Source organism: Acidovorax sp. SRB_14 (assembly GCF_012932145.1).
Lineage (GTDB): Bacteria > Pseudomonadota > Gammaproteobacteria > Burkholderiales > Burkholderiaceae_C > Simplicispira.
On record NZ_MWOK01000012.1, the window covers coordinates 14,404 to 32,015 of the forward strand.

The window sequence follows — 17,612 nt, forward strand, 5'->3', positions numbered from 1 at the left end:
GCCTCGCGAGCGATAAAAGTTTCGGTCAGTGAAACTTGGTGCGTGTGTTTTGACGGCTGTACTGCAAGCCCATAGATTGCTGGCTATCCAAAGGTTTCATGGAAAGAAACTCGCATGCCCACCCTCGCACGCCCCAAGGCGGTCATCACCCATGAGCGGGGCAGCACCTCGTCGGTGGAGCGCGCCATGCGCGTGCTGCGCGTCATGTCCGAGGGCGGCAGCGTGCGCCTGACCGACATTGCCGCGGCCGCGGACCTGGACAAGGCCACCGCGCTGCGCCTGCTCGATGTGATGGCGCGCGAAGGCTTCGTGGCGCGCGATGCGCAGAGCAAGCAGTTCACGCTGGGGCCGGAACTCACGGTGCTCGGCGCTGCGGCGCTGCGCCGTTTCGACCCGCGCCCGCTGGCGCGGCCCAGCCTGATGCGCCTGACGGGCGTGTTCCAGGACAGCGTGGTGCTCTCGATCCGCAGCGGCGTGGAGTCGCTGTGCATCGACGTGGAAGAGGGCACGTACCCGATCCGCGCCAATTACCTCACCGTGGGCAGCCGAAGGCCGCTGGGCGTGGGCGCGGGCAGCCTCGCGCTGCTGGCCTGGATGCCCGACGACGAGCGCGAGGCCGCGCTGGAGACGCTCTCGGGCCAACTCGAGCGCTACCCGCGCATCACGCCCGCGCTGCTGCGCGAACGCATCGCCGAAGCGCGGGAGCGCGGCTACGCCGTGCTGCTCGACGTGGTGGTCGAACGCATGGGCGGGATCGGCGCCGCCATCCTCGACCCCGAGGGCCGCCCCGTGGCGGCGCTGAGCATTGCGGCGCTGAACGAACGCATCCTCACGCGCGAGCCGGCGCTGGCGCAGGCGCTGTTGCGCGAGGCCACGGTGTGCCAGGTGCGCTGGGCCGAGGCCACGCGCACCGACCGCCGTGCCACCCCCCTGCACAAGGAGAAACGCACATGACACCAGCATTGCGGCCCGCCTACCTGCGCGGCGCTGGCGGCACGCCGTTCGGGCGCCATGAGGGGCGCAGCGCGCTCGACCTGATGGACGAGGCCGCCGCGCAGGCCATCAACAGCAGTGGCCTTGCGCGCCGCGAGATCGACGGCGTGCTCTGCGGCTACGCGACCACGCTGCCGCACCTGATGCTGTCCACGCTGGTCTGCGAGCGCCTCGCGCTGAAGCCGCACTACGCGCACGGGCTGCAGCTCGGCGGTGCCTCGGGCGCGGCCATGCTGATGGCGGCACGCGAGCTGGTGCGCTCGGGCCGCTGCCGCAACGTGCTCGTGCTCGCGGGCGAGAACCGGCTCAGCGGCCAGTCGCGCGACAGCTCGATCCAGACGCTGGCCCAGGTGGGCGATGCCGACTTCGAGGTGCCCAACGGTGCCTCGGTGCCGGCGTACTACGCGCTCATGGCCTCGCAGTACATGCAGCAGACGGGCGTGACCTCGGAAGACCTGGCCGAGTTCGCCGTCCTCATGCGGTCCCACGCTGCCACCCACCCCGATGCGCACCTGCGCACCCCGATCACGCGGCAGGAGGTGCTGGCCTCCAAACCGATTGCCACGCCGCTGTCGCTGCTGGACTGTTGCCCGATCTCGGACGGCGCGATGGCGCTCGTGGTTTCGGCCGAGCCCGCCGCGCAGGGCGCCGTGGCCATGGTGGGCGCGGGCCAGGCGCACCGCCACCAGCACCTCACGGCCATGGCGGACGTGATGCAGTGCGGCGCCGGCGAGGCCGCACAGCGGGCGTTTGACGAGGCCGAGCTGGGCTTGGCCGACGTCGACTACCTGGGGATCTACGACTCTTTCACGATCACGCTGGTGATGCTGCTCGAAGAGATCGGCTTCGCTCCACGCGCGGGCGCTGCACAGCGGGCCCGCACGGGCGATTTCGCGCCCACCGGGGCGCTGCCGCTCAACACGCACGGCGGCCTGTTGTCATTTGGCCACTGCGGCGTGGCCGGTGGCCTGGCGCATGCGGTGGAGGCCTGGCGCCAGATGACGGGCCAGGCCGGCGCGCGCCAGATCACGCCGCCGCGCCGCGCCTTCATCCATGCGGACGGCGGTGTGATGTCGTCCCACGTGAGTCTGTTGTTGTCGCGCGAGGACTGAGCCATGCAAACCACCGAACCCACTCCCGCGCGTCCCCTGGCCGCGCCTTTCACCGACGGCCTGCGCGCAGGCGTGCTGCGCTACCAGCAGTGCACCGCCTGCGGCCACGCGCAGACGCTCGCGCGCTATGCCTGTCAGCACTGCGGTGAACGGGGCGCGCTGCACTGGCGCGACGCGGCGGGCGCAGCCACCGTGTGCGCGGTCACCGAGGTTGCGCGCGCGCCGTCCGAAGAGTTCCGGGCGCTCGCGCCGTACACGCTGGTCATCGCGCAGCTCGACGAGGGGCCGCGGCTCATGGCGCATGCCACGCCGGGCGTGCGCATCGGCGAGCGCGTGCGCGCAGGCTTCTTCGAGCACCAGGGGCGCACGCTGGTGCGCTTTGCGCCGGAGTCCTAGCGACGCCGCCATTTTTTCTCGCGTTTGCCGGCACTACTACTACACCTACCAGGAGACAAGCCATGACGACCGCCCTTTCCCTTCTTCCTTCCCGCCGCCACTGGATCGGCCTGGCCTGCGCCGCGCTGTGCGCCGCCGCTGCGCCGCTGGCCTTTGCGCAGGACTATCCGAACAAGCCCGTGAAGCTCGTCGTGCCCTATCCGCCGGGCGGCCCCACCGACATCGTGGCGCGTGCCGTTGCGCAAAAGCTGCAGGAGCGCCTGGGCCAGCCGTTCGTGATCGACAACAAACCCGGTGCCGGGGCCAACCTGGGCGCCGAGGCGGTGGCGCGCAGCGCGCCCGACGGCTACACGCTGGTGGTGGCCACGACGGCGCACGCGATCAACCCCGCGCTGTTCGCCAAGCTCAACTATTCGCTGCTCAAGGACTTCGCGCCCGTCTCCCAGCTCACGAGCGGCCCGCTGGTGATCGTTGCGAACCCGGCGCTGCCTGCCAGCAACGTGGCCGAGCTCATCGCGCTGGCCAAGACCCGCCCCGGTGGGCTGAACTTCGCATCCTCGGGCAATGGCCAGTCCACCCACCTCTCGGCCGAGCTGTTCAGCGCCATGGCCGGGGTGAAGATGTCCCACGTGCCCTACAAGGGCAGCGCGCCCGCGCTGACCGACGTGATGGCCGGGCAGGTCGACCTGATGTTCGACACCATGCTGTCGTCGATGCCGCACGTGAAGGGCGGCAAGCTCAAGGCGCTGGCCGTGACGAGCGCCCAGCGCTCGCCCGTGGCGCCGGACCTGCCCACGGTGGCCGAGTCCGGCCTGCCCGGCTACGAGGCCATCGCCTGGAACGGCCTGCTCGCGCCCGCGGGCACGCCCAAGGAGGTGATTGCAAAGCTGAGTGCCGAACTCAAGGCCGTGCTGGAAAGCCCGGACATCCGCCAGCGTTTCGATGCGCAGGGCTTTGCGGCCGCCTACAGCACACCGGTCGCCTATGGCAGCTTCCTGCAGGCTGAAGTGGACAAGTGGGCCAAGGTGGTGAAGACCTCTGGCGCAAAAATTGACTAACCCCCTGAGGCGCTTCGCGCCTTCCCCCTGAAAGGGGGACGCCGCCAGTGCGGCGGGGCGGCCCTTGCACGGCGGCCCTGGGCTGGGCCGCGCCAGGCTCGAAGGCCACACGCTATGGACAACTCAACCGACGTAACTGCCATGCTAGACCTCCTTACTTCCGCCCTCAATCCGCGCTCGGTCGCCATCATTGGCGCCTCGGACAACATCCACAAGATCGGCGGGCGCCCGATCTACTACATGCAGCGCCATGGCTACCAGGGCGCCGTCTACCCGATCAACCCCACGCGAGAAGAGATCCAGGGCCACAAGAGCTACGCCTCGCTCGCGGCCCTGCCCGAGGTGCCGGACCTCGCGCTGGTGGTCGTGGGCGGCGACAAGACGGTGGCGGCCGTCGAGGAATGCGCGGCGCGCGGTGTCAAGTCGGCCGTGGTGATCGCCTCGGGCTTTGGCGAGACCGGCCCCGAGGGCCTCGAGCAGCAGCGCCACATGGTGGCGAAGGCGCGCGCTGCGGGCATGCGGCTCTACGGCCCCAACACCCAGGGCCTCGCCAACTTCGGCACCGGCGCCATCGCGGGGTTTTCGACCATGTTCATCGAGGTGCCGCCCATGGACGGCCCCATCGGCATCGTGAGCCAGAGCGGCGGCATGAGCGCCATGGCCTACGGCCTGCTGCGCGGGCGGGGCCTGGGCGTGCGCCATGTGCATGCCACGGGCAACGAGGCCGACGTGACCGTGGGCGAGCTGGCGCTGGCCGTGGCGCACGACCCCGACGTGCGGCTGCTGCTGCTGTACCTCGAAAGCATCGCCCACCCCGAGATGCTGGCGGCCGCGGCCGCCCATGCGCGCGCACGCGACCTGCCCATCATTGCGATCAAGGCCGGGCGTTCGGCCGGCGGGCAGAAGGCGGCGTCGTCGCACACCGGCTCGCTGGCCAACGAGGACCGCACCGTGGATGCGTTCTTCCGCCACCACGGCATCTGGCGCGTGCGCGACCCGCACGAGCAGGCACGTGCGGCGCAGGCCTACCTCAAGGGCTGGCGTCCCGAGGGCCGCCGGCTGGTGGTCATCAGCAATTCCGGCGCCAGCTGCGTGATGGGGGCGGACGCGGCGGACGACGAAGGCCTGCCGCTGGCCGAGCTGTCGCCCGAAACCCAGCGCAACGTGGCCGCCCAGCTGCCCGGGTTTGCCACGGCCAGCAACCCCATCGACATTACCGCCGCGCTGCTGAGCGACAGTGGCCTGTTCGGCAAGGTGCTGCCCGCCGTGGCGCAGGACCCGGCGGCCGACCTGTTCTTCCTCAACATCCCGGTGGCGGGCGCGGGCTACGACGTGCAGGCCTTTGCGCGCGATGCCGCGGCGTTCGAGGCCGCCACCGGCAAACCCGTGGCCGTGGCCGCGTGGCAGGAAAGCGTGGCCGAGCCGTTCCGCGCGCAGGGGATTGCCACTTTCCCGAACGAAGGCGAGGCAGTCGGTGTGTTGGCCCAGGTGGCCAAACACACGGAACTGATGCGCCGCGCCCGCGTTGCTTGGCCGGCCCTGCCGGACGTGCAATTGCCGCCGGGCCAAGGCGGCGGCTTCCTCAACGAGGTCGACAGCCTGGCGCTGCTGGCGCAGCAGGGCGTGCCCACCGTGCCGCTGCGGCTGGTGCGCAGCGCCCAGGAGGCGCGCGCGGCGTTCAATGCCATCGGCGCGCCGGTGGTGGTCAAGGCCTGCTCGCCCGAGGTGCCGCACAAGTCCGAACACGGGCTGGTGGCACTGAACGTGGCCAGCGCCGACGAGGCCGCTGCGCTGTTCGAGCGCTTTTGGCAGAAGATGGGCGACATGGGCGTGGCGCGCGACGGCGTGATCGTGGCGGCCATGCGGCGCGGGCGGCACGAGTTCATGATCGGCGCGCGGCAGGACCCGGTCTTCGGTCCGGTGGTGGTGGTGGGCGACGGCGGTAAGAACGTCGAGGCGATGAAGGACTGCGCCGTGCTGCTGCCGCCCTTCAGCGCACACGAGGTGGCGCAGGCGCTGCGCACGCTGCGCATCGCGCCGCTGCTGGAAGGGGTGCGTGGCGACCCGCCGCTGGACATTGCGGCGCTGTCGGCCATGGCCGTCACCATCGGCCAGGTGATCGCCGGCGCGCGCGGCTCGATTGCGTCGCTGGACCTCAACCCCGTGCTGGTGGGGGCCGCCGGCGAGGGCGCCATCGTGGTGGACGCGCTGGTGGAGCGGGCCGGCGCCTGAGCGGGCCGCGAGCGGCGCGCTGGCGTCGCCTAAAGGCGGATGCTGCCGCTTTGCTCTCAAAAATAGAGCTGCATGCGCTGGCCTGTAGCTGGGTTCGATGAGTTTCAATGTGGAAACCCAATGGCGGTAGGCGCTACCAGCTTCTCTTTCGATAGCAAAGCCGCCGGCCGCGGCGGGCGTTGTGCGCCGGCAGAGCGCTCGCCCGCGCAGCCACGCCGGCAGGGTCAGCCTGCCTCGGCGCCGGTGGCCGCTTGGCGGCGCAGGATCTCGTCCCGCACATTGCGCACGTGCGCGGTGCCTGCGGCATCGGCCCCGGCTTCGTCGCCACCCGCCACCGCCTTTGCGATGGTGCGGTAGTCGGCCACACGGATCTTCTGCAGCGCCGGCAGCTTGTGCTGCACGTACACCACCGGCATGTGGATCGAGGGGAACAGCCGGCGCAGCTCGCGGCTGCCCGCGAGCTCCAGCAGCGCCCGGTAGAACTCGCGCCGGGCGCGGGCAAAGGCCTCGGCGTCCTGGGCTTTGTCGGCGGCCCGCAGCGACGCCAGGGCTTTCTTGAGCGCCAGCGGTGCACGCCCGCTGCGCACGCCCTGCGCGGCCGTTCGTGCCAGCAGCCCGGTCATGCGCTCGGCCACGTCCAGCACGTGCAGGGTTTCCTGTGGCGTGAGCGCCTTGATGACCGCGCCCTTGTGGCGGAACACATCGACGATGCCGTCGGCCGCGAGCCGCTGCACGGCCTCGCGCACGGAGTTGCGCCCCACGCCGAACTGCGCCGCGAGATCGGCCTCCACCAGCCGCTGGCCGGGCACGAAGCGCTGCAGCTCCAGGCCATGCACGATGCCGAAAAACACGGCATCGGAGGCGCTGAACGCCGCCTCTTGCGCGGGCTCGGGAACGCCTTCGGCAGCGCGGTCGGAAGAGGGATTGGTCACGGGGCTCACGCGGGGGTGTGAAAAGGCATGCGCGCCGAGTGTACACAGCGCCTGGGCTCCATCAATGCCGTGAACGAGGAATGTGCGACACATTGCAAAACAAAATTGTCCTACAATCTGGTGGAACGAAAAGCCTTGCACCACTGTTTCAGGAGACGCCCCGATGGATTTTGAACTGAGCGCCGAGCTGTGCGCGTTGCGCGACCGCACCCGTGAATTCATCGCCGAGCAGGTGATCCCGCTCGAAAACGACGAACGCCAGTCTTCCCACGGCCCGAGCGAGGCGCTGCGCCGCGAGCTGGTCTCCCGCGCCAAGGCCGCAGGCCTGCTCACGCCCCACGCCTCGCGCGAGATGGGGGGCCTGGGCCTGTCGCACGTCGCCAAGGCCGTGGTGTTCGAGGAGGCCGGCTATTCGTGGCTCGGCCCGACGGCGCTCAACATCCACGCGCCCGATGAGGGCAACATCCACCTCATGGAAGAAGTGGCCACGCCCGCGCAGAAGGAACGCTGGCTGCGGCCGCAGGTGGCGGGCGACATCCGCTCGTGCTTTGCCATGACCGAGCCCGCGCCCGGCGCGGGCGCCGACCCGTCCATGCTGGCCACCACCGCCGTGCGCGACGGCGGCGACTACGTGATCAGCGGCACCAAGTGGTTCATCACCGGCGCCGAAGGGGCCGACTACTGCATCGTGATGGCGCGCATGGAGGACGGCTCGGCGACCATGTTCCTCTCGGACATGGACCGCCCCGGCATCGTGCTCGAGCGCAACATGGACGCGATGGACGCCTGCTTCACGGGCGGCCACGGCGTGCTGCGCTTCGACAACCTGCGCGTGCCCGCCGCCGACGTGCTCGGCGAGATCGGCAAGGGCTTCCGCTACGCCCAGGTGCGCCTGGCGCCCGCGCGCCTGACGCACTGCATGCGCTGGCTCGGCCAGGCGCGCCGCGCGCACGATGCGGCGCTCGACTACACGCGCCGGCGCACCGCCTTCGGCAAGCCGCTGGCCGAGCACGAGGGCGTGGGCTTCATGCTGGCCGACAACGACATGGACCTGCACACCGCGCGCCTGCACATCTGGCACACCGCCTGGCTGCTGGACCAGGGCGAGAAGTGCAACTTCGAGTCGAGCCGCGCCAAGGTCGTGTGCTCGGAGGCGCAGTGGCGCGTGGTCGACCGCAGCGTGCAGATGCTCGGCGGCCAGGGTGTCACGGGCGAGTCGCCGGTGATGCGCATCTTCACCGACATGCGCGCCTTCCGCATCTACGACGGCCCGAGCGAAGTGCACCGCTGGAGCATGGCGCGCAAGCTGGTCCACCAAGCCGAAAAGGCCGCAGCGGCGCGGGTGCCGGCATGAGCGCCGCCATCGACCGTTTCCGCCTCGACGGGCGCGTGGTGCTGGTCACCGGGGCGTCGAGCGGGCTGGGCACGCATTTCGCGCAGCTGCTGGCAGATGCGGGTGCGCGCGTGGCCGTAGCCGCGCGCCGTGCGGACAAACTGCAGGCCGTGGTCGATGCCATCACCCAAGGCGGCGGCCAGGCGCGGGCGCTGTCGCTCGACGTGACCAGCGCGGCCAGCGTGCGCGCCTGCTTTGACGAACTCGCCAGCTGGGGCGCGCCCGATGTGGTCATCAACAACGCCGGCGTCACCGTGACGCGGCCGTTGCTCGAGCAGACCGAAGAAGATTTCGACCACGTGCTGGACACCAACCTCAAGGGCTGCTGGCTGGTGGCCACCGAGGCTGCGCGGCGCATGGTGGCGGCGGGGCAGGGTGGCAGCATCGTCAATGTCGCCTCGATCCTGGGCAAGCGCGTGGCCGGCGGCGTGGCGCCCTATGCGATCTCCAAGGCCGGCGTGGTGCAGGCCACCAAGGCCATGGCGCTGGAGCTGGCGCGCCACCGCATCCGCGTGAACGCGCTGCTGCCGGGCTATGTGGTGACCGACCTGAACCGCGACTTTCTCACCAGCGAGGCGGGCGAGAAGCTGCGCAGCCGCATCCCGAGCCGGCGCTTTGGCGAAATGGCCGACCTCGACGGGCCGCTGCTGCTGCTGGCGTCCGACGCGGGCGCCGCGATGTCGGGCGCCACGGTGGCGGTAGACGGTGCGCACCTGGTGAGCTCGCTGTGAGCACCGCCGCCACCGCCACCACCCTGCCGCTCGCGCCGCTGCAGGACTACCTGCGCGCGCAGGGCTTGGCGGGCGCCGAGGCCATCCAGGTCGCGCCCCTGTCGGGCGGGCAGTCCAATCCCACCTTCCGCATCGCGGCGGGCGCGCGCGAGTACGTGCTGCGCAAGAAACCGGCCGGCCAGCTGGCCCCTTCAGCCCACGCCATTGACCGCGAATACCGCGTCATGCGCGCGCTGCAGGACAGCGATGTGCCGGTGCCGCGCATGCTGGCCTATTGCGAGGACGCGTCGATCGTCGGCACGCCGTTCTACGTGATGGATTTCCTGCAGGGCCGCGTGTTCATGGACCCGGCGCTGCCCGGCAGCACGCCGGCCGAGCGCGGCGCCGTGTACCGCGAGATGGGCCGCGTGATGGCCGCGCTGCACAGCGTGGACCATGTGGCCGTGGGCCTGGGCGACTACGGCCGCACCGGCCGTTATGTGGAGCGCCAGATCGACCGCTGGTCGCGCCAGTGCCGCGCGCTGTCGGTACCGCTGGACGATTCCATGCACCGCCTGATGGAGTGGCTGCCCGCGCAGGTGCCGCCGGGCGACGAGACCACGCTGGTGCACGGCGACTACCGCATCGACAACCTGGTGTTCCATCCCACCGAGCCGCGCGTGATCGGCGTGCTCGACTGGGAGCTGTCCACGCTGGGCCATCCGCTGGCCGACCTGGCCTACCACTGCATGGCCTGGAACGTGCCGCCCGCGCTGTGGCGCGGCATGGGCGGGCTGGACCTGCCCGCGCTGGGCATTCCCACGGAGGCCGAGTACCTGGCCGACTATCGCGCGGCCACGGGGCGCGATGCGCAGGGGCAGTGGTCGTTCTACATGGCCTACAACCTGTTTCGCATGGCCGCCATCCTCTACGGCATTGCACAGCGCGCCGCCGATGGCAGTGCGGCGTCGGCCGACGCCGAAGAAACCGGGCGCAAGGCCGGGCCGCTGGCGCGGCTGGGCTGGGAATGGGCGCAGCGGCATACGGCGGGCTGAACGGCAGGCAGGCCGCTGGCATGCCCGGCGGCTGCTCCTGCCGGCGCGGGACCACCGCGCTGAAGCGCCACCTGGGCTCCCTCTGTCTGGCAACACCGTGCGCGCGGCCCGATGGCGGCGGCCATCTGCCTCGCATCTCCGCCGCACACCCTGGCCTGCGCTTGGATAGCCACGGAACGCCCAGAAGGCGAAGTCGAATGGGTGTAGGGGGGCGCCCAAGCCGCGTTACCGTGTCGGAGACCGCCACGCCGGCTACGGCACACGCTACATGTGGATGTCTGAAGGCCCCCAACCTGACCGAACGGCGGCGGGACTATTCCCTACGCCAGCTTCATCAAAACGCCGCGCCCTTGATGTGGCGCGGCGCGCCGGTGGGGTGAATTCGGCGTTTCGACAGGCTCAGCCGCCGTCACTGTAGGGTGAGCCAGCTGGGCAAGGGTGCCGGTCGACTTTTTGCGGTAGTGGCAAATATCAGTTGGTCACAAGTCTGGCAGACGCTTAGCATGAAGTTTTAGGATGTCCGGTGCTTCATCCGTCATGTTTTAGGTTCGCCTAACAACATGTAGCGCTTATGATTTGCCGGTGTAATGCCTGTTTATCCGACCTCTGCGGGGCGTTCTGCAGTCGTTTAATTTCAATTGAAGCTCATAAGGAATAAAAATGGAGAATCTTGAGCTTCTGAAAAAACTTCAAGAACTTGGTGTCGCATTCTGTGTTTCCGTGCCAAGCCAATGGGGGCAAGAAACTCATATTGCGAAGCCAGAAGAGCTATTGGCTTTGATTGAAGACCCTACAGTCGTTTTTGCAGCGCACTATGGTGTTTCGAAGTCTGAATATTTGGCTTGGGCAAATGAAGATTTTTCTGTTCACTGCTCCGGAAAAACCAGCAAGGGAAAGCAATGCAAAAATATTGTGCCAGGCGGTTCTAACGTAAGCCCGAGTACATGGGTTGAACTTCAAGGTGAGTATTGCACTGTCCATTCTGTGGGAAGAGAAATCTAATGGCACATTTTGGTTCTAACCCGGCGCTCAAGCCGACCCGCGTACAGCGGTCGGCTTAGCTTTTTCGTTAGACGCTTTCAGAAAATGGACGAAGCCCGCTTTCCCGAGATTGTTCGCTCCATCTATGGGGCAGTGGCAGAGCTTGAGGCCATGTTCCCCGGACGCAAGTTCACACCGGACGGGCACATGGTCGGTAGCCTCGGGGAGGCATATGCAGCCCACCACTACGGAATCATGCTGCACGGGGCGTCCTTTGAATGCCATGACGGCACGTGCAATGGCAAGAACGTTCAAGTGAAAGCCACGCAAGGCGATCGAGTGGCGGTCAGTGCCGAGCCGGAGCAACTTCTTGTGCTACGGCTACACCGCGATGGCTCGTTTACCGAGGTCTACAACGGCCTGGGATCGCGCGTCTGGTCGTTGGTGGCACACAAGCCGCGTCCGAAGAACGGCCAGTACCAGGTATCTGTCGCTGCACTCGGGCGGCTAATGGCAGCGGTACCCGAGCAAGAGCGACTTGACCACAAAGCGTCTAACCCTTCCTTCAAGCGGACGCCTGACGGCGCCGCTTAAGTGCCGGACTTCGCCTTGGGGCGCTCTGACAGTTCAAGCCTTTTTGGATTCTAGCTGTCGCATCACGGACGATCGTCTATGTTCCGCGTATTCACGCTGAGCTTTCGTATCCCCGGCCGCGATGCTGTGATCCGGTAAATGGCCGGCGGAAGCACCCCGCAAACCGCGAACGACGAATGGGATTCGCTGGTCCCATCCGCGTTTCGTCACTCCGCCTCAATCCCCGCAGCCGCAATCAGCTCCCGCCACTTGCCGATCTCGCTGCGCGTGAACTGATCGAGCGCAGTACCGGAGCTTCCTTCGATCGCAAACCCGAGGTCGGCAAACCGACTGACCACGGCGGGCGTGCGCGTGAATTGCATGAATTGCTGGTTCAGCACCTCCAGGATGGGTGCAGGCGTCCCGGCAGGCGCGTAGACGGCCATCCAGTAGCTCAGATCAAACCCGGCCATGCCCGGCGCGCTTCGCAGACTGAGGACACCGGGCAACAGGGGATGCGGTTGCGCGGTGGTAACGGCCAGTGCCTTGAGCTTGCCGCTGCGCAACTGCGGCAGCGCGGACTGGATGTCGATGAAGAGCGTGGAGACTTGCCCGCCAATCACGTCGGTCATGGCAGCCGGGCCGCTCTTGTACGGGACATGGATGAGTTCATGCTTGGTTTTCAGCGCCAGCGTGGCGCCAGAGACGATGCCGGAGCCGTTGGCGCTGGCATAGCTCGCCTTGCCAGGATTCGCTTTGGCGTAAGCGAGAAATTCCGCGAGGTTGCCAAAAGGCGCATCGGTGCGCGTGGCCAGCACGAACACGCCCTTGCCGATCATGGACACGGGCGCGAAATCTTTTTGCGGGTCGTACGGCAGTGACTTCATCAAACTCAGGTTGGCGGCCTGGGTGGTGTTGGTTGTGACCAGCAGCGTGTAGCCGTCGGCCGGGGCCTTGGCGACCGCGCTGGTGCCAATGGCGCCGTTGGCACCGGCCCGGTTGTCGACCACCACCGGTTGCTTCAACGCGTCGGACATCTGTTGCGCCGCCAGCCGTGCAATTGTGTCGGTCGCGGTGCCCGCCGCGTACGGAACGATGATGCGGATCGGCTTGTTCGGGTACGTCTGAGCATGCGCAGGCAAGGCGCCGAACGTTGCAGCGGCCACGGGGGCAAGCAGACATGCCAGTGCGGTGCGGCGGGTGAGGGGCAGGGTTTTGGTCATGGTGTCTCCTTGGATGGAATAAGTTTGGATTGCGCGCGCTGCGCACCGGCTCTGCGGCCGTTTGAAAAACAAGTGATTTCGCGGAGCGTCAGCCGGCAGGGCGCCGGTGGTGGTAGGCCAGCCGCTCGGGGTCGACGGTCGCTCCGAACCCGGGGCCAAGCGGCACCACCAAAGCGAAGTCTTCGTAGCGCAACTGGCTGGTGGCGATGTCATCCACCAGCAGTTGCGGGCCAAACAGCTGGCAGCCCCAATGCAGGTCAGGCAGCGTGGAATACAGCTGCGCGCAGGCCGAGGTGCCGATGGCGCCTTCAATCATCGTGCCGCCAAAAATGGCCAGGCCGCCGGCTGCGGCGATGTGCGCGACCTGCGCCGTGCGCAGCAAGCCGCCGTGTTTGGTGACCTTGATGGACAGCGCATCGCAGGCATGGGTGCTGGCGTAGGCCATGGCTTCCTGGGGCGTGGCCACGGCTTCGTCTGCCATCACGGTGATGGGGCTCGTGCCAGTAAGGCGGCGCATGGCGTCGATGCTGGCGGCGTGCACCGGCTGCTCGACCACCGCGATGCCACCTGCGTGCAGTGCCGGGATCGCCCAGCGTGCCGTGGCCTCGTCCCAGGCCTGGTTGACGTCGACCCGCACCGTCGCCGCCTCGGGAAGTGCGTTGCGAATCGCGGTGGCGCGCTGCACGCCCTCCAGCGGGTCGCCCGTGCCGATCTTGACGAGGAAATGCCGGTGTGTGCGTTCGCCCAGCTTCTGGCGGGCTTCCTCGATGTCCTGCTGCGTGTCACTGGTGGCCAGCACCCAGAGCATTTCCAGCCGGTCGCGCACCGTGCCGCCGAACAGCGCTGCGCTGGACACCCCCAGGGCACGCGCCGCAATGTCCACGCAGGCCATTTCCAACGCCGCCTTGCAGGGCAGGTTGCCCTTGATGGCGCGGTCCATCAGGGCCAGCACATGCCACAGCCGGCGCGGATCCTGGCCTACCAGCGCGGGCGCCAGCACCTCGTCGATCACGGCCTTGGCGGCGCCGGCACTCATCTCGTTGTAGCCGGCGATGATGGACAGCTCGCCCAGCCCGGTCACGCCCTCGTCCGTGTGTATCTGCGCGACCACCAGCGTGTGGCCCGCCATGGTCGTCATGGCCAAGCGGTGCGCGCGGCGCAGCCGCAGGCCGACGATGGTGCTGGTGATGCGCTCGATCTTCATGCGCGCGCCTGCGCGGCGCTGGGCAGCAGCCCGCGCTCCTGCAACTGGCCAAACCATTTGCGGAACATGTCCTCGGTGTCCATGCAGGCGTGAAAACCGGCCTGGCGGATCTTCACCGAGCTCATGATCACGGCCGGCAGCGGGCCTTCCTTGCCATGGTTCATCTGGAAGTCGGCATACGTCGCACCCTGGCCGATGAAGGCCGCCAGCTCGCGCGGCGCGGCCAGCTGGTATTTGTCCACCAGGCGCTCCCAGGCGGATTGCTGCCGGTCCAGCGCGGCGGCCAGGGACTGCGGCTCGGGCTCGCCCACCGGCATGCCGAGCACATCGGCAATGGTCGGCCAGACGTTTTGCCAGACGAACACATCGCCGTTTTCCAGGTTGAAGGTTTCGTTGCGCGCGTTGGGCGCCAGCGCGGCCCAGGCGCAGGCCTGGGCGATCAGGTCGGCGTCGATGGCCTGGTTCACGCGTGGCGGACCGCCCGGGTAGGCCAGCGGCAGGCCCTGCTCGTGGCGCAGCCAGGCGTACACGCCGATGGCCGGAATCGGGTTCATGTTGCTGCCCATGGCGTCGCCGAACACGATGCGCGGCCGCATGATGGTGAAGTGCCAGGCGCCCGAGCGGGCCTGGCGCTCGCGCAGGAAGTCCTCCTGCAGCCAGTAGAAGTTCTCGTGGTTGTCGCGCGGCCAGCGCTCGCGCGCGGGCACGGCAATCTGCGGGTGGATGTGCACGCCGTAGGCCTTGCCGCCCTGCATGATGGTCACGTGGCGCAGCGCGCCGCCGGGGCGGTCCAGCGGCTCGATGACGTTGCGCAGCATCTGCAGGTTGGTGTCCATCTGCTCCTGGTCGCGCCAGCCGCCAACCAGGCCGCCGGGCTTTTCGTACACGGCGGCATACACCACATGGGTGATGTCGTCGCGGCCCGCGAGAGCGGCGGCGCAGGCGGCGCCGTCTTGCAGGTCCAGCTGCAGGGCCTCGGCGCCGGGGGGCGGCGTGATCGGGCGCCGCGCCACGCCGATCGCGCTCCAGCCGGGCAGGCTGGCGAAGTGGCGCAGGCAGGCCTGGCCCACCACGCCCGTGGCGCCCACGATGAGGGCGGTTTGCTGGGGTGTCGTCATGGCCGCGGCGGTCCTTACTTCTTGAGCATCGGGCACTTGGACTGCGCCAGCGGCAGGAAGGCCTTGTCGCCCGGCACCGTGGCGATGAGCTTGTAATAGTCCCAGGGGTACTTGGATTCGGCCTGCGACTTCACTTCGAACAGGTACATGTCGTGCACCATGCGGCCGTCCTCGCGGATGCGGCCGTTCTTGGCAAAGAAGTCGTTGATGGGCGTCGCCTTCATCTGCGCCATGACCTTGGCCGTGTCGTCGGTCTTGGCGGCCTGCACGGCCTTGAGGTAGTGCAGGGTCGATGAGTAGGCGCCCGCCTGGCTCATGTTGGGCATCTTCTTCATCTTCTCGAAATAGCGTTTGGACCAAGCGCGGGTTTCGGGGTTCATGTCCCAGTAGAACGCTTCGGTGAGCATCAGCCCGCCCGCCGTGCGCAGGCCGATGGCGTGCACGTCGTTGATGTACATCAGCAGCCCTGCCAGGGTCTGCTTGTTTTTGCCCTGGGTCAGGCCGAACTCGCGCGCGGCCTTGATGGTGTTCACGGTGTCGCTGCCGGCATTGGCCAGGCCGATGACCTGCGCCTTGCTGTTCTGCGCGCTGATCAGGAAGGAAGCAAAGTCCGTTGCGCCGATGGGGTGCTTGGCCGAGCCCAGCACCTTGCCCCCTTGGGCAAGCACCACCGCGCTGGCCTGCTCCTGCAGGCTGTGCCCGAAGGCGTAGTCGGCGGTGATGAAGAACCAGTCCTTGCCGCCGCGCTGCGTGATGGCGCTGGCCGTCACGTTGGCCAGGGCGTAGGTGTCGTAGACGTAGTGCACGGTGCTGGGCATGCACAGGTCGCCCGTGAGCCGGTCGGTGCCGGGGCCGTTGAAGATGATGACCTTCTGCTTTTGCTTGGCCACTTCGAGCACGGCCAGGGCCGGGGCGGACACGGCCACGTCCATGATGGCGTCGACCTTGCCGGTGTCGAACCATTCGCGCGCCTTGCTCGCGGCGATGTCGGCCTTGTTCTGGTGGTCCACCACCAGCAGTTCGATCTTCTTGCCCAGCACCTGGCCGCCGAAGTCGTCGATGGCCATCTGGATGGCTGCTGCGCTGCCCGGGCCGGTGATGTCGGCGAACGGGCCGTTGAGGTCCGTGAGGATGCCCAGGCGCACGACGTCGTCGGAAATCTTCACCTCCTGCGCGGTGACAGCAGTGGTGGCGGCCAGCAGGGCCAGGCTGGTGCAAAGCGCGCGGCATGCGCGCGGCAGGGGGCTGCGGTGGGGGTGGCGGTTCATGGTTGTCTCCTTGGGTCGTGTGGGGCTGGCGGGAATCAGATCGTGGCGATGGGCGTGACGGGCGAGCCCACGGCGCCGGGCAGGCGCAGCGGCGGCGCCGTGAGTAGAAAACGCGTGCGGCCCAGCGCGTGCAGCGCGTCGGCGAGTTCCTCGAGGTACCACAGCTCGCCCAGCGGCAGCCCGAGCTTGAACAGGCAGTGCTCGTGCAGCGGCAGCAGGGGGTAGGGCGTGCCGTCCGGGGGAGTGCGTGTGGGCGGGTGGCGCTCCACGGCGTAGTTGTCGGCGACCAGGGCCGCGATGCCGCTGTCGGTGATCCATTGCAGCAGCCGCGGGTCGCTGCCGTCGAGCGCGGCGCAGCTGTGGTGCAGCCGCACGGCGTCGGGCTGGCCCTGCATCGACAGCACCACGCCGGCAAAGCCCGTGCGCAGCAGCAGCATGTCGCCCGGCTCCACCGTCGCGTCGCACTGCGCCATGGCGTGCATCAGCTGGTCGTAGCCGATGTCCTGGTAACCGGTGCCGTAGACCCGGGCCAGGTCCACCAGCACGCCACGGCCCTGCATGCCTTTCTTGGCCAGGTTCTCCACGCCCAGGGCGCGCGCCACGCTCGCGTCGGCGGGCCGGCCTGCGCAGCACACGGGGCGGTAGGGGCCGGGCGCACCCTGCGCGCCTGGCTGCGGCAAGCCATGGTCCACCGGGCCCAACACATGTTCGTGGCCGCGGTAGCCGTTGTAGTAGGTGGTGCGCAGCTGGCCGTCGCCCTCCGAGTCGAACAGCGAACCCACGTGGGCCAGCGAATCCCATTGGGTGGAGTACTGCAGCGAGAGCAGCACCTGGTCGTCGCTGATCACGTCGGTGGCACCGGGATACACATGGCCCAAGGGGAAGTTGAGGTAGGGCCGGTCGCCATTGCGCGTGGGCGACAGGCGCGGCGGATGGCGCCGTGCGTTGAGCGCGTTGCCGCCCGGGTAGTCCAGCGGCAGCGAGAGGCAAATGCTGCGCCCCTCGCGCACCTCCTGTGCGCCCTTGCGCACCTGTTCGGGGCCGATCAGGTTGGCGCGCCCGAGTTGGTCATCGGGCCCGAAGTCGCCCCAGTTCGAGCCGGGCGGGCGTTGTCTCCATCGCATGCTGTTGTCTCCCACCGCTGGTGAGCGCGGATGTGGAAGCTATGGTGTTGGGCCAGGGCGCACCGCGTCAATTCCTTTGGAAAAAATTTCAAGGAATGAAATCGGAGCCAGGGTAAACCCGCTCGCCGGGCGGCCGCATGAGGGGGACGGCGCCCTTTAAAGCCATGGTGCGGCGCTTTGCGGCGCGGTGCCGTGGTGCGGACGGATTTCGCCAGGCAAAACCGCAAGCATCGGCGGACA

16 protein-coding genes are annotated in these 17,612 nt (G+C 68.3%); 10 read left to right on the top strand and 6 right to left on the bottom strand.

The genetic code is table 11. The annotated features are described in order from the left end of the window. Nucleotides 1-114 precede the first annotated feature (114 nt). From B2J86_RS10970 to B2J86_RS10990, 5 genes are all read left to right on the top strand, one after another. Complete coding sequence (locus tag B2J86_RS10970) at nucleotides 115-954, top strand: IclR family transcriptional regulator (protein ID WP_169169214.1); 840 nt, start codon at nucleotides 115-117, stop codon at nucleotides 952-954. Continuing rightward, nucleotides 951-2,105, top strand: coding sequence for a thiolase family protein (locus tag B2J86_RS10975; RefSeq protein WP_173025573.1), 1,155 nt, complete (start codon nucleotides 951-953; stop codon nucleotides 2,103-2,105). Before B2J86_RS10970 ends, B2J86_RS10975 begins: the two co-directional genes overlap by 4 nt. A gap of 3 nt (nucleotides 2,106-2,108) precedes the next feature. Beyond that, entirely contained in the window at nucleotides 2,109-2,501 is a 393-nt protein-coding gene (locus tag B2J86_RS10980; protein WP_173025574.1) for a Zn-ribbon domain-containing OB-fold protein, read from the top strand. Between the two features lie 62 nt (nucleotides 2,502-2,563). Continuing rightward, complete coding sequence (locus tag B2J86_RS10985; protein ID WP_173025575.1) at nucleotides 2,564-3,559, top strand: tripartite tricarboxylate transporter substrate binding protein; 996 nt, start codon at nucleotides 2,564-2,566, stop codon at nucleotides 3,557-3,559. Nucleotides 3,560-3,700: 141 nt separating this feature from the next. After that, nucleotides 3,701-5,791 (top strand): acetate--CoA ligase family protein, encoded by a 2,091-nt coding sequence (locus tag B2J86_RS10990; protein WP_173025576.1) that lies wholly within the window; start codon nucleotides 3,701-3,703, stop codon nucleotides 5,789-5,791. Nucleotides 5,792-6,015: 224 nt separating this feature from the next. On the opposite strand, the gene B2J86_RS10995 is transcribed toward B2J86_RS10990, so the two are convergent. Further along, nucleotides 6,016-6,723 carry a GntR family transcriptional regulator gene (locus B2J86_RS10995; RefSeq protein WP_206041454.1) on the bottom strand — a complete coding sequence of 236 codons (708 nt, stop codon included), beginning with the start codon at nucleotides 6,721-6,723 and terminating at the stop codon, nucleotides 6,016-6,018. Between the two features lie 163 nt (nucleotides 6,724-6,886). On the opposite strand from B2J86_RS10995, the gene B2J86_RS11000 reads away from it, so the two are divergent. The 5 genes from B2J86_RS11000 (at nucleotide 6,887) to B2J86_RS11020 (ending at nucleotide 11,456) form a co-directional block, all read left to right on the top strand. Then, nucleotides 6,887-8,077, top strand: coding sequence for an acyl-CoA dehydrogenase family protein (locus B2J86_RS11000; protein WP_169169208.1), 1,191 nt, complete (start codon nucleotides 6,887-6,889; stop codon nucleotides 8,075-8,077). Then, nucleotides 8,074-8,847 (top strand): SDR family NAD(P)-dependent oxidoreductase, encoded by a 774-nt coding sequence (locus tag B2J86_RS11005; protein WP_173025577.1) that lies wholly within the window; start codon nucleotides 8,074-8,076, stop codon nucleotides 8,845-8,847. Before B2J86_RS11000 ends, B2J86_RS11005 begins: the two co-directional genes overlap by 4 nt. Further along, nucleotides 8,844-9,881 (top strand): phosphotransferase, encoded by a 1,038-nt coding sequence (locus B2J86_RS11010; RefSeq protein WP_173025578.1) that lies wholly within the window; start codon nucleotides 8,844-8,846, stop codon nucleotides 9,879-9,881. The genes B2J86_RS11005 and B2J86_RS11010 overlap by 4 nt, the downstream gene beginning before the upstream one ends. 660 nt (nucleotides 9,882-10,541) lie before the next feature. Further along, complete coding sequence (locus B2J86_RS11015) at nucleotides 10,542-10,883, top strand: hypothetical protein (protein WP_169169205.1); 342 nt, start codon at nucleotides 10,542-10,544, stop codon at nucleotides 10,881-10,883. Nucleotides 10,884-10,967: 84 nt separating this feature from the next. After that, nucleotides 10,968-11,456 (top strand): hypothetical protein, encoded by a 489-nt coding sequence (locus B2J86_RS11020; RefSeq protein ID WP_173025579.1) that lies wholly within the window; start codon nucleotides 10,968-10,970, stop codon nucleotides 11,454-11,456. Nucleotides 11,457-11,662: 206 nt separating this feature from the next. Here the strand turns inward: B2J86_RS11020 and B2J86_RS11025 are convergent, their stop codons facing one another. The 5 genes from B2J86_RS11025 to B2J86_RS11045 form a co-directional block, all read right to left on the bottom strand. Beyond that, the gene (locus B2J86_RS11025) at nucleotides 11,663-12,658 is read right to left on the bottom strand and encodes a tripartite tricarboxylate transporter substrate binding protein (protein ID WP_173025580.1); all 996 of its coding nucleotides are present in this window, start codon (nucleotides 12,656-12,658) and stop codon (nucleotides 11,663-11,665) included. An 88-nt stretch (nucleotides 12,659-12,746) separates the two neighbouring features. After that, the gene (locus B2J86_RS11030; protein ID WP_173025581.1) at nucleotides 12,747-13,862 is read right to left on the bottom strand and encodes a muconate/chloromuconate family cycloisomerase; all 1,116 of its coding nucleotides are present in this window, start codon (nucleotides 13,860-13,862) and stop codon (nucleotides 12,747-12,749) included. Then, nucleotides 13,859-14,980 (bottom strand): SDR family oxidoreductase, encoded by a 1,122-nt coding sequence (locus tag B2J86_RS11035; protein ID WP_173025582.1) that lies wholly within the window; start codon nucleotides 14,978-14,980, stop codon nucleotides 13,859-13,861. The genes B2J86_RS11030 and B2J86_RS11035 overlap by 4 nt, the downstream gene beginning before the upstream one ends. Before the next feature lie 14 nt (nucleotides 14,981-14,994). Next, nucleotides 14,995-16,248, bottom strand: coding sequence for an ABC transporter substrate-binding protein (locus tag B2J86_RS11040; protein WP_173025583.1), 1,254 nt, complete (start codon nucleotides 16,246-16,248; stop codon nucleotides 14,995-14,997). A gap of 35 nt (nucleotides 16,249-16,283) precedes the next feature. Then, on the bottom strand, nucleotides 16,284-17,372 hold the full coding sequence (locus tag B2J86_RS11045; RefSeq protein WP_173025584.1) for a cyclase family protein: 1,089 nt from the start codon (nucleotides 17,370-17,372) through the stop codon (nucleotides 16,284-16,286). Nucleotides 17,373-17,612 lie beyond the last annotated feature (240 nt).

Coding starts and splice junctions, on each gene's coding strand:
- B2J86_RS10970 (WP_169169214.1), top strand. CDS start 115: ATGCCCACCCTCGCACGCCCCAAGGCGGTCATCACCCATGAGCGGGGC.
- B2J86_RS10975 (WP_173025573.1), top strand. CDS start 951: ATGACACCAGCATTGCGGCCCGCCTACCTGCGCGGCGCTGGCGGCACG.
- B2J86_RS10980 (WP_173025574.1), top strand. CDS start 2,109: ATGCAAACCACCGAACCCACTCCCGCGCGTCCCCTGGCCGCGCCTTTC.
- B2J86_RS10985 (WP_173025575.1), top strand. CDS start 2,564: ATGACGACCGCCCTTTCCCTTCTTCCTTCCCGCCGCCACTGGATCGGC.
- B2J86_RS10990 (WP_173025576.1), top strand. CDS start 3,701: ATGCTAGACCTCCTTACTTCCGCCCTCAATCCGCGCTCGGTCGCCATC.
- B2J86_RS11000 (WP_169169208.1), top strand. CDS start 6,887: ATGGATTTTGAACTGAGCGCCGAGCTGTGCGCGTTGCGCGACCGCACC.
- B2J86_RS11005 (WP_173025577.1), top strand. CDS start 8,074: ATGAGCGCCGCCATCGACCGTTTCCGCCTCGACGGGCGCGTGGTGCTG.
- B2J86_RS11015 (WP_169169205.1), top strand. CDS start 10,542: ATGGAGAATCTTGAGCTTCTGAAAAAACTTCAAGAACTTGGTGTCGCA.
- B2J86_RS11020 (WP_173025579.1), top strand. CDS start 10,968: ATGGACGAAGCCCGCTTTCCCGAGATTGTTCGCTCCATCTATGGGGCA.
- B2J86_RS11025 (WP_173025580.1), bottom strand. CDS start 12,658: ATGACCAAAACCCTGCCCCTCACCCGCCGCACCGCACTGGCATGTCTG.
- B2J86_RS11030 (WP_173025581.1), bottom strand. CDS start 13,862: ATGAAGATCGAGCGCATCACCAGCACCATCGTCGGCCTGCGGCTGCGC.
- B2J86_RS11035 (WP_173025582.1), bottom strand. CDS start 14,980: ATGACGACACCCCAGCAAACCGCCCTCATCGTGGGCGCCACGGGCGTG.
- B2J86_RS11040 (WP_173025583.1), bottom strand. CDS start 16,248: ATGAACCGCCACCCCCACCGCAGCCCCCTGCCGCGCGCATGCCGCGCG.
- B2J86_RS11045 (WP_173025584.1), bottom strand. CDS start 17,372: ATGCGATGGAGACAACGCCCGCCCGGCTCGAACTGGGGCGACTTCGGG.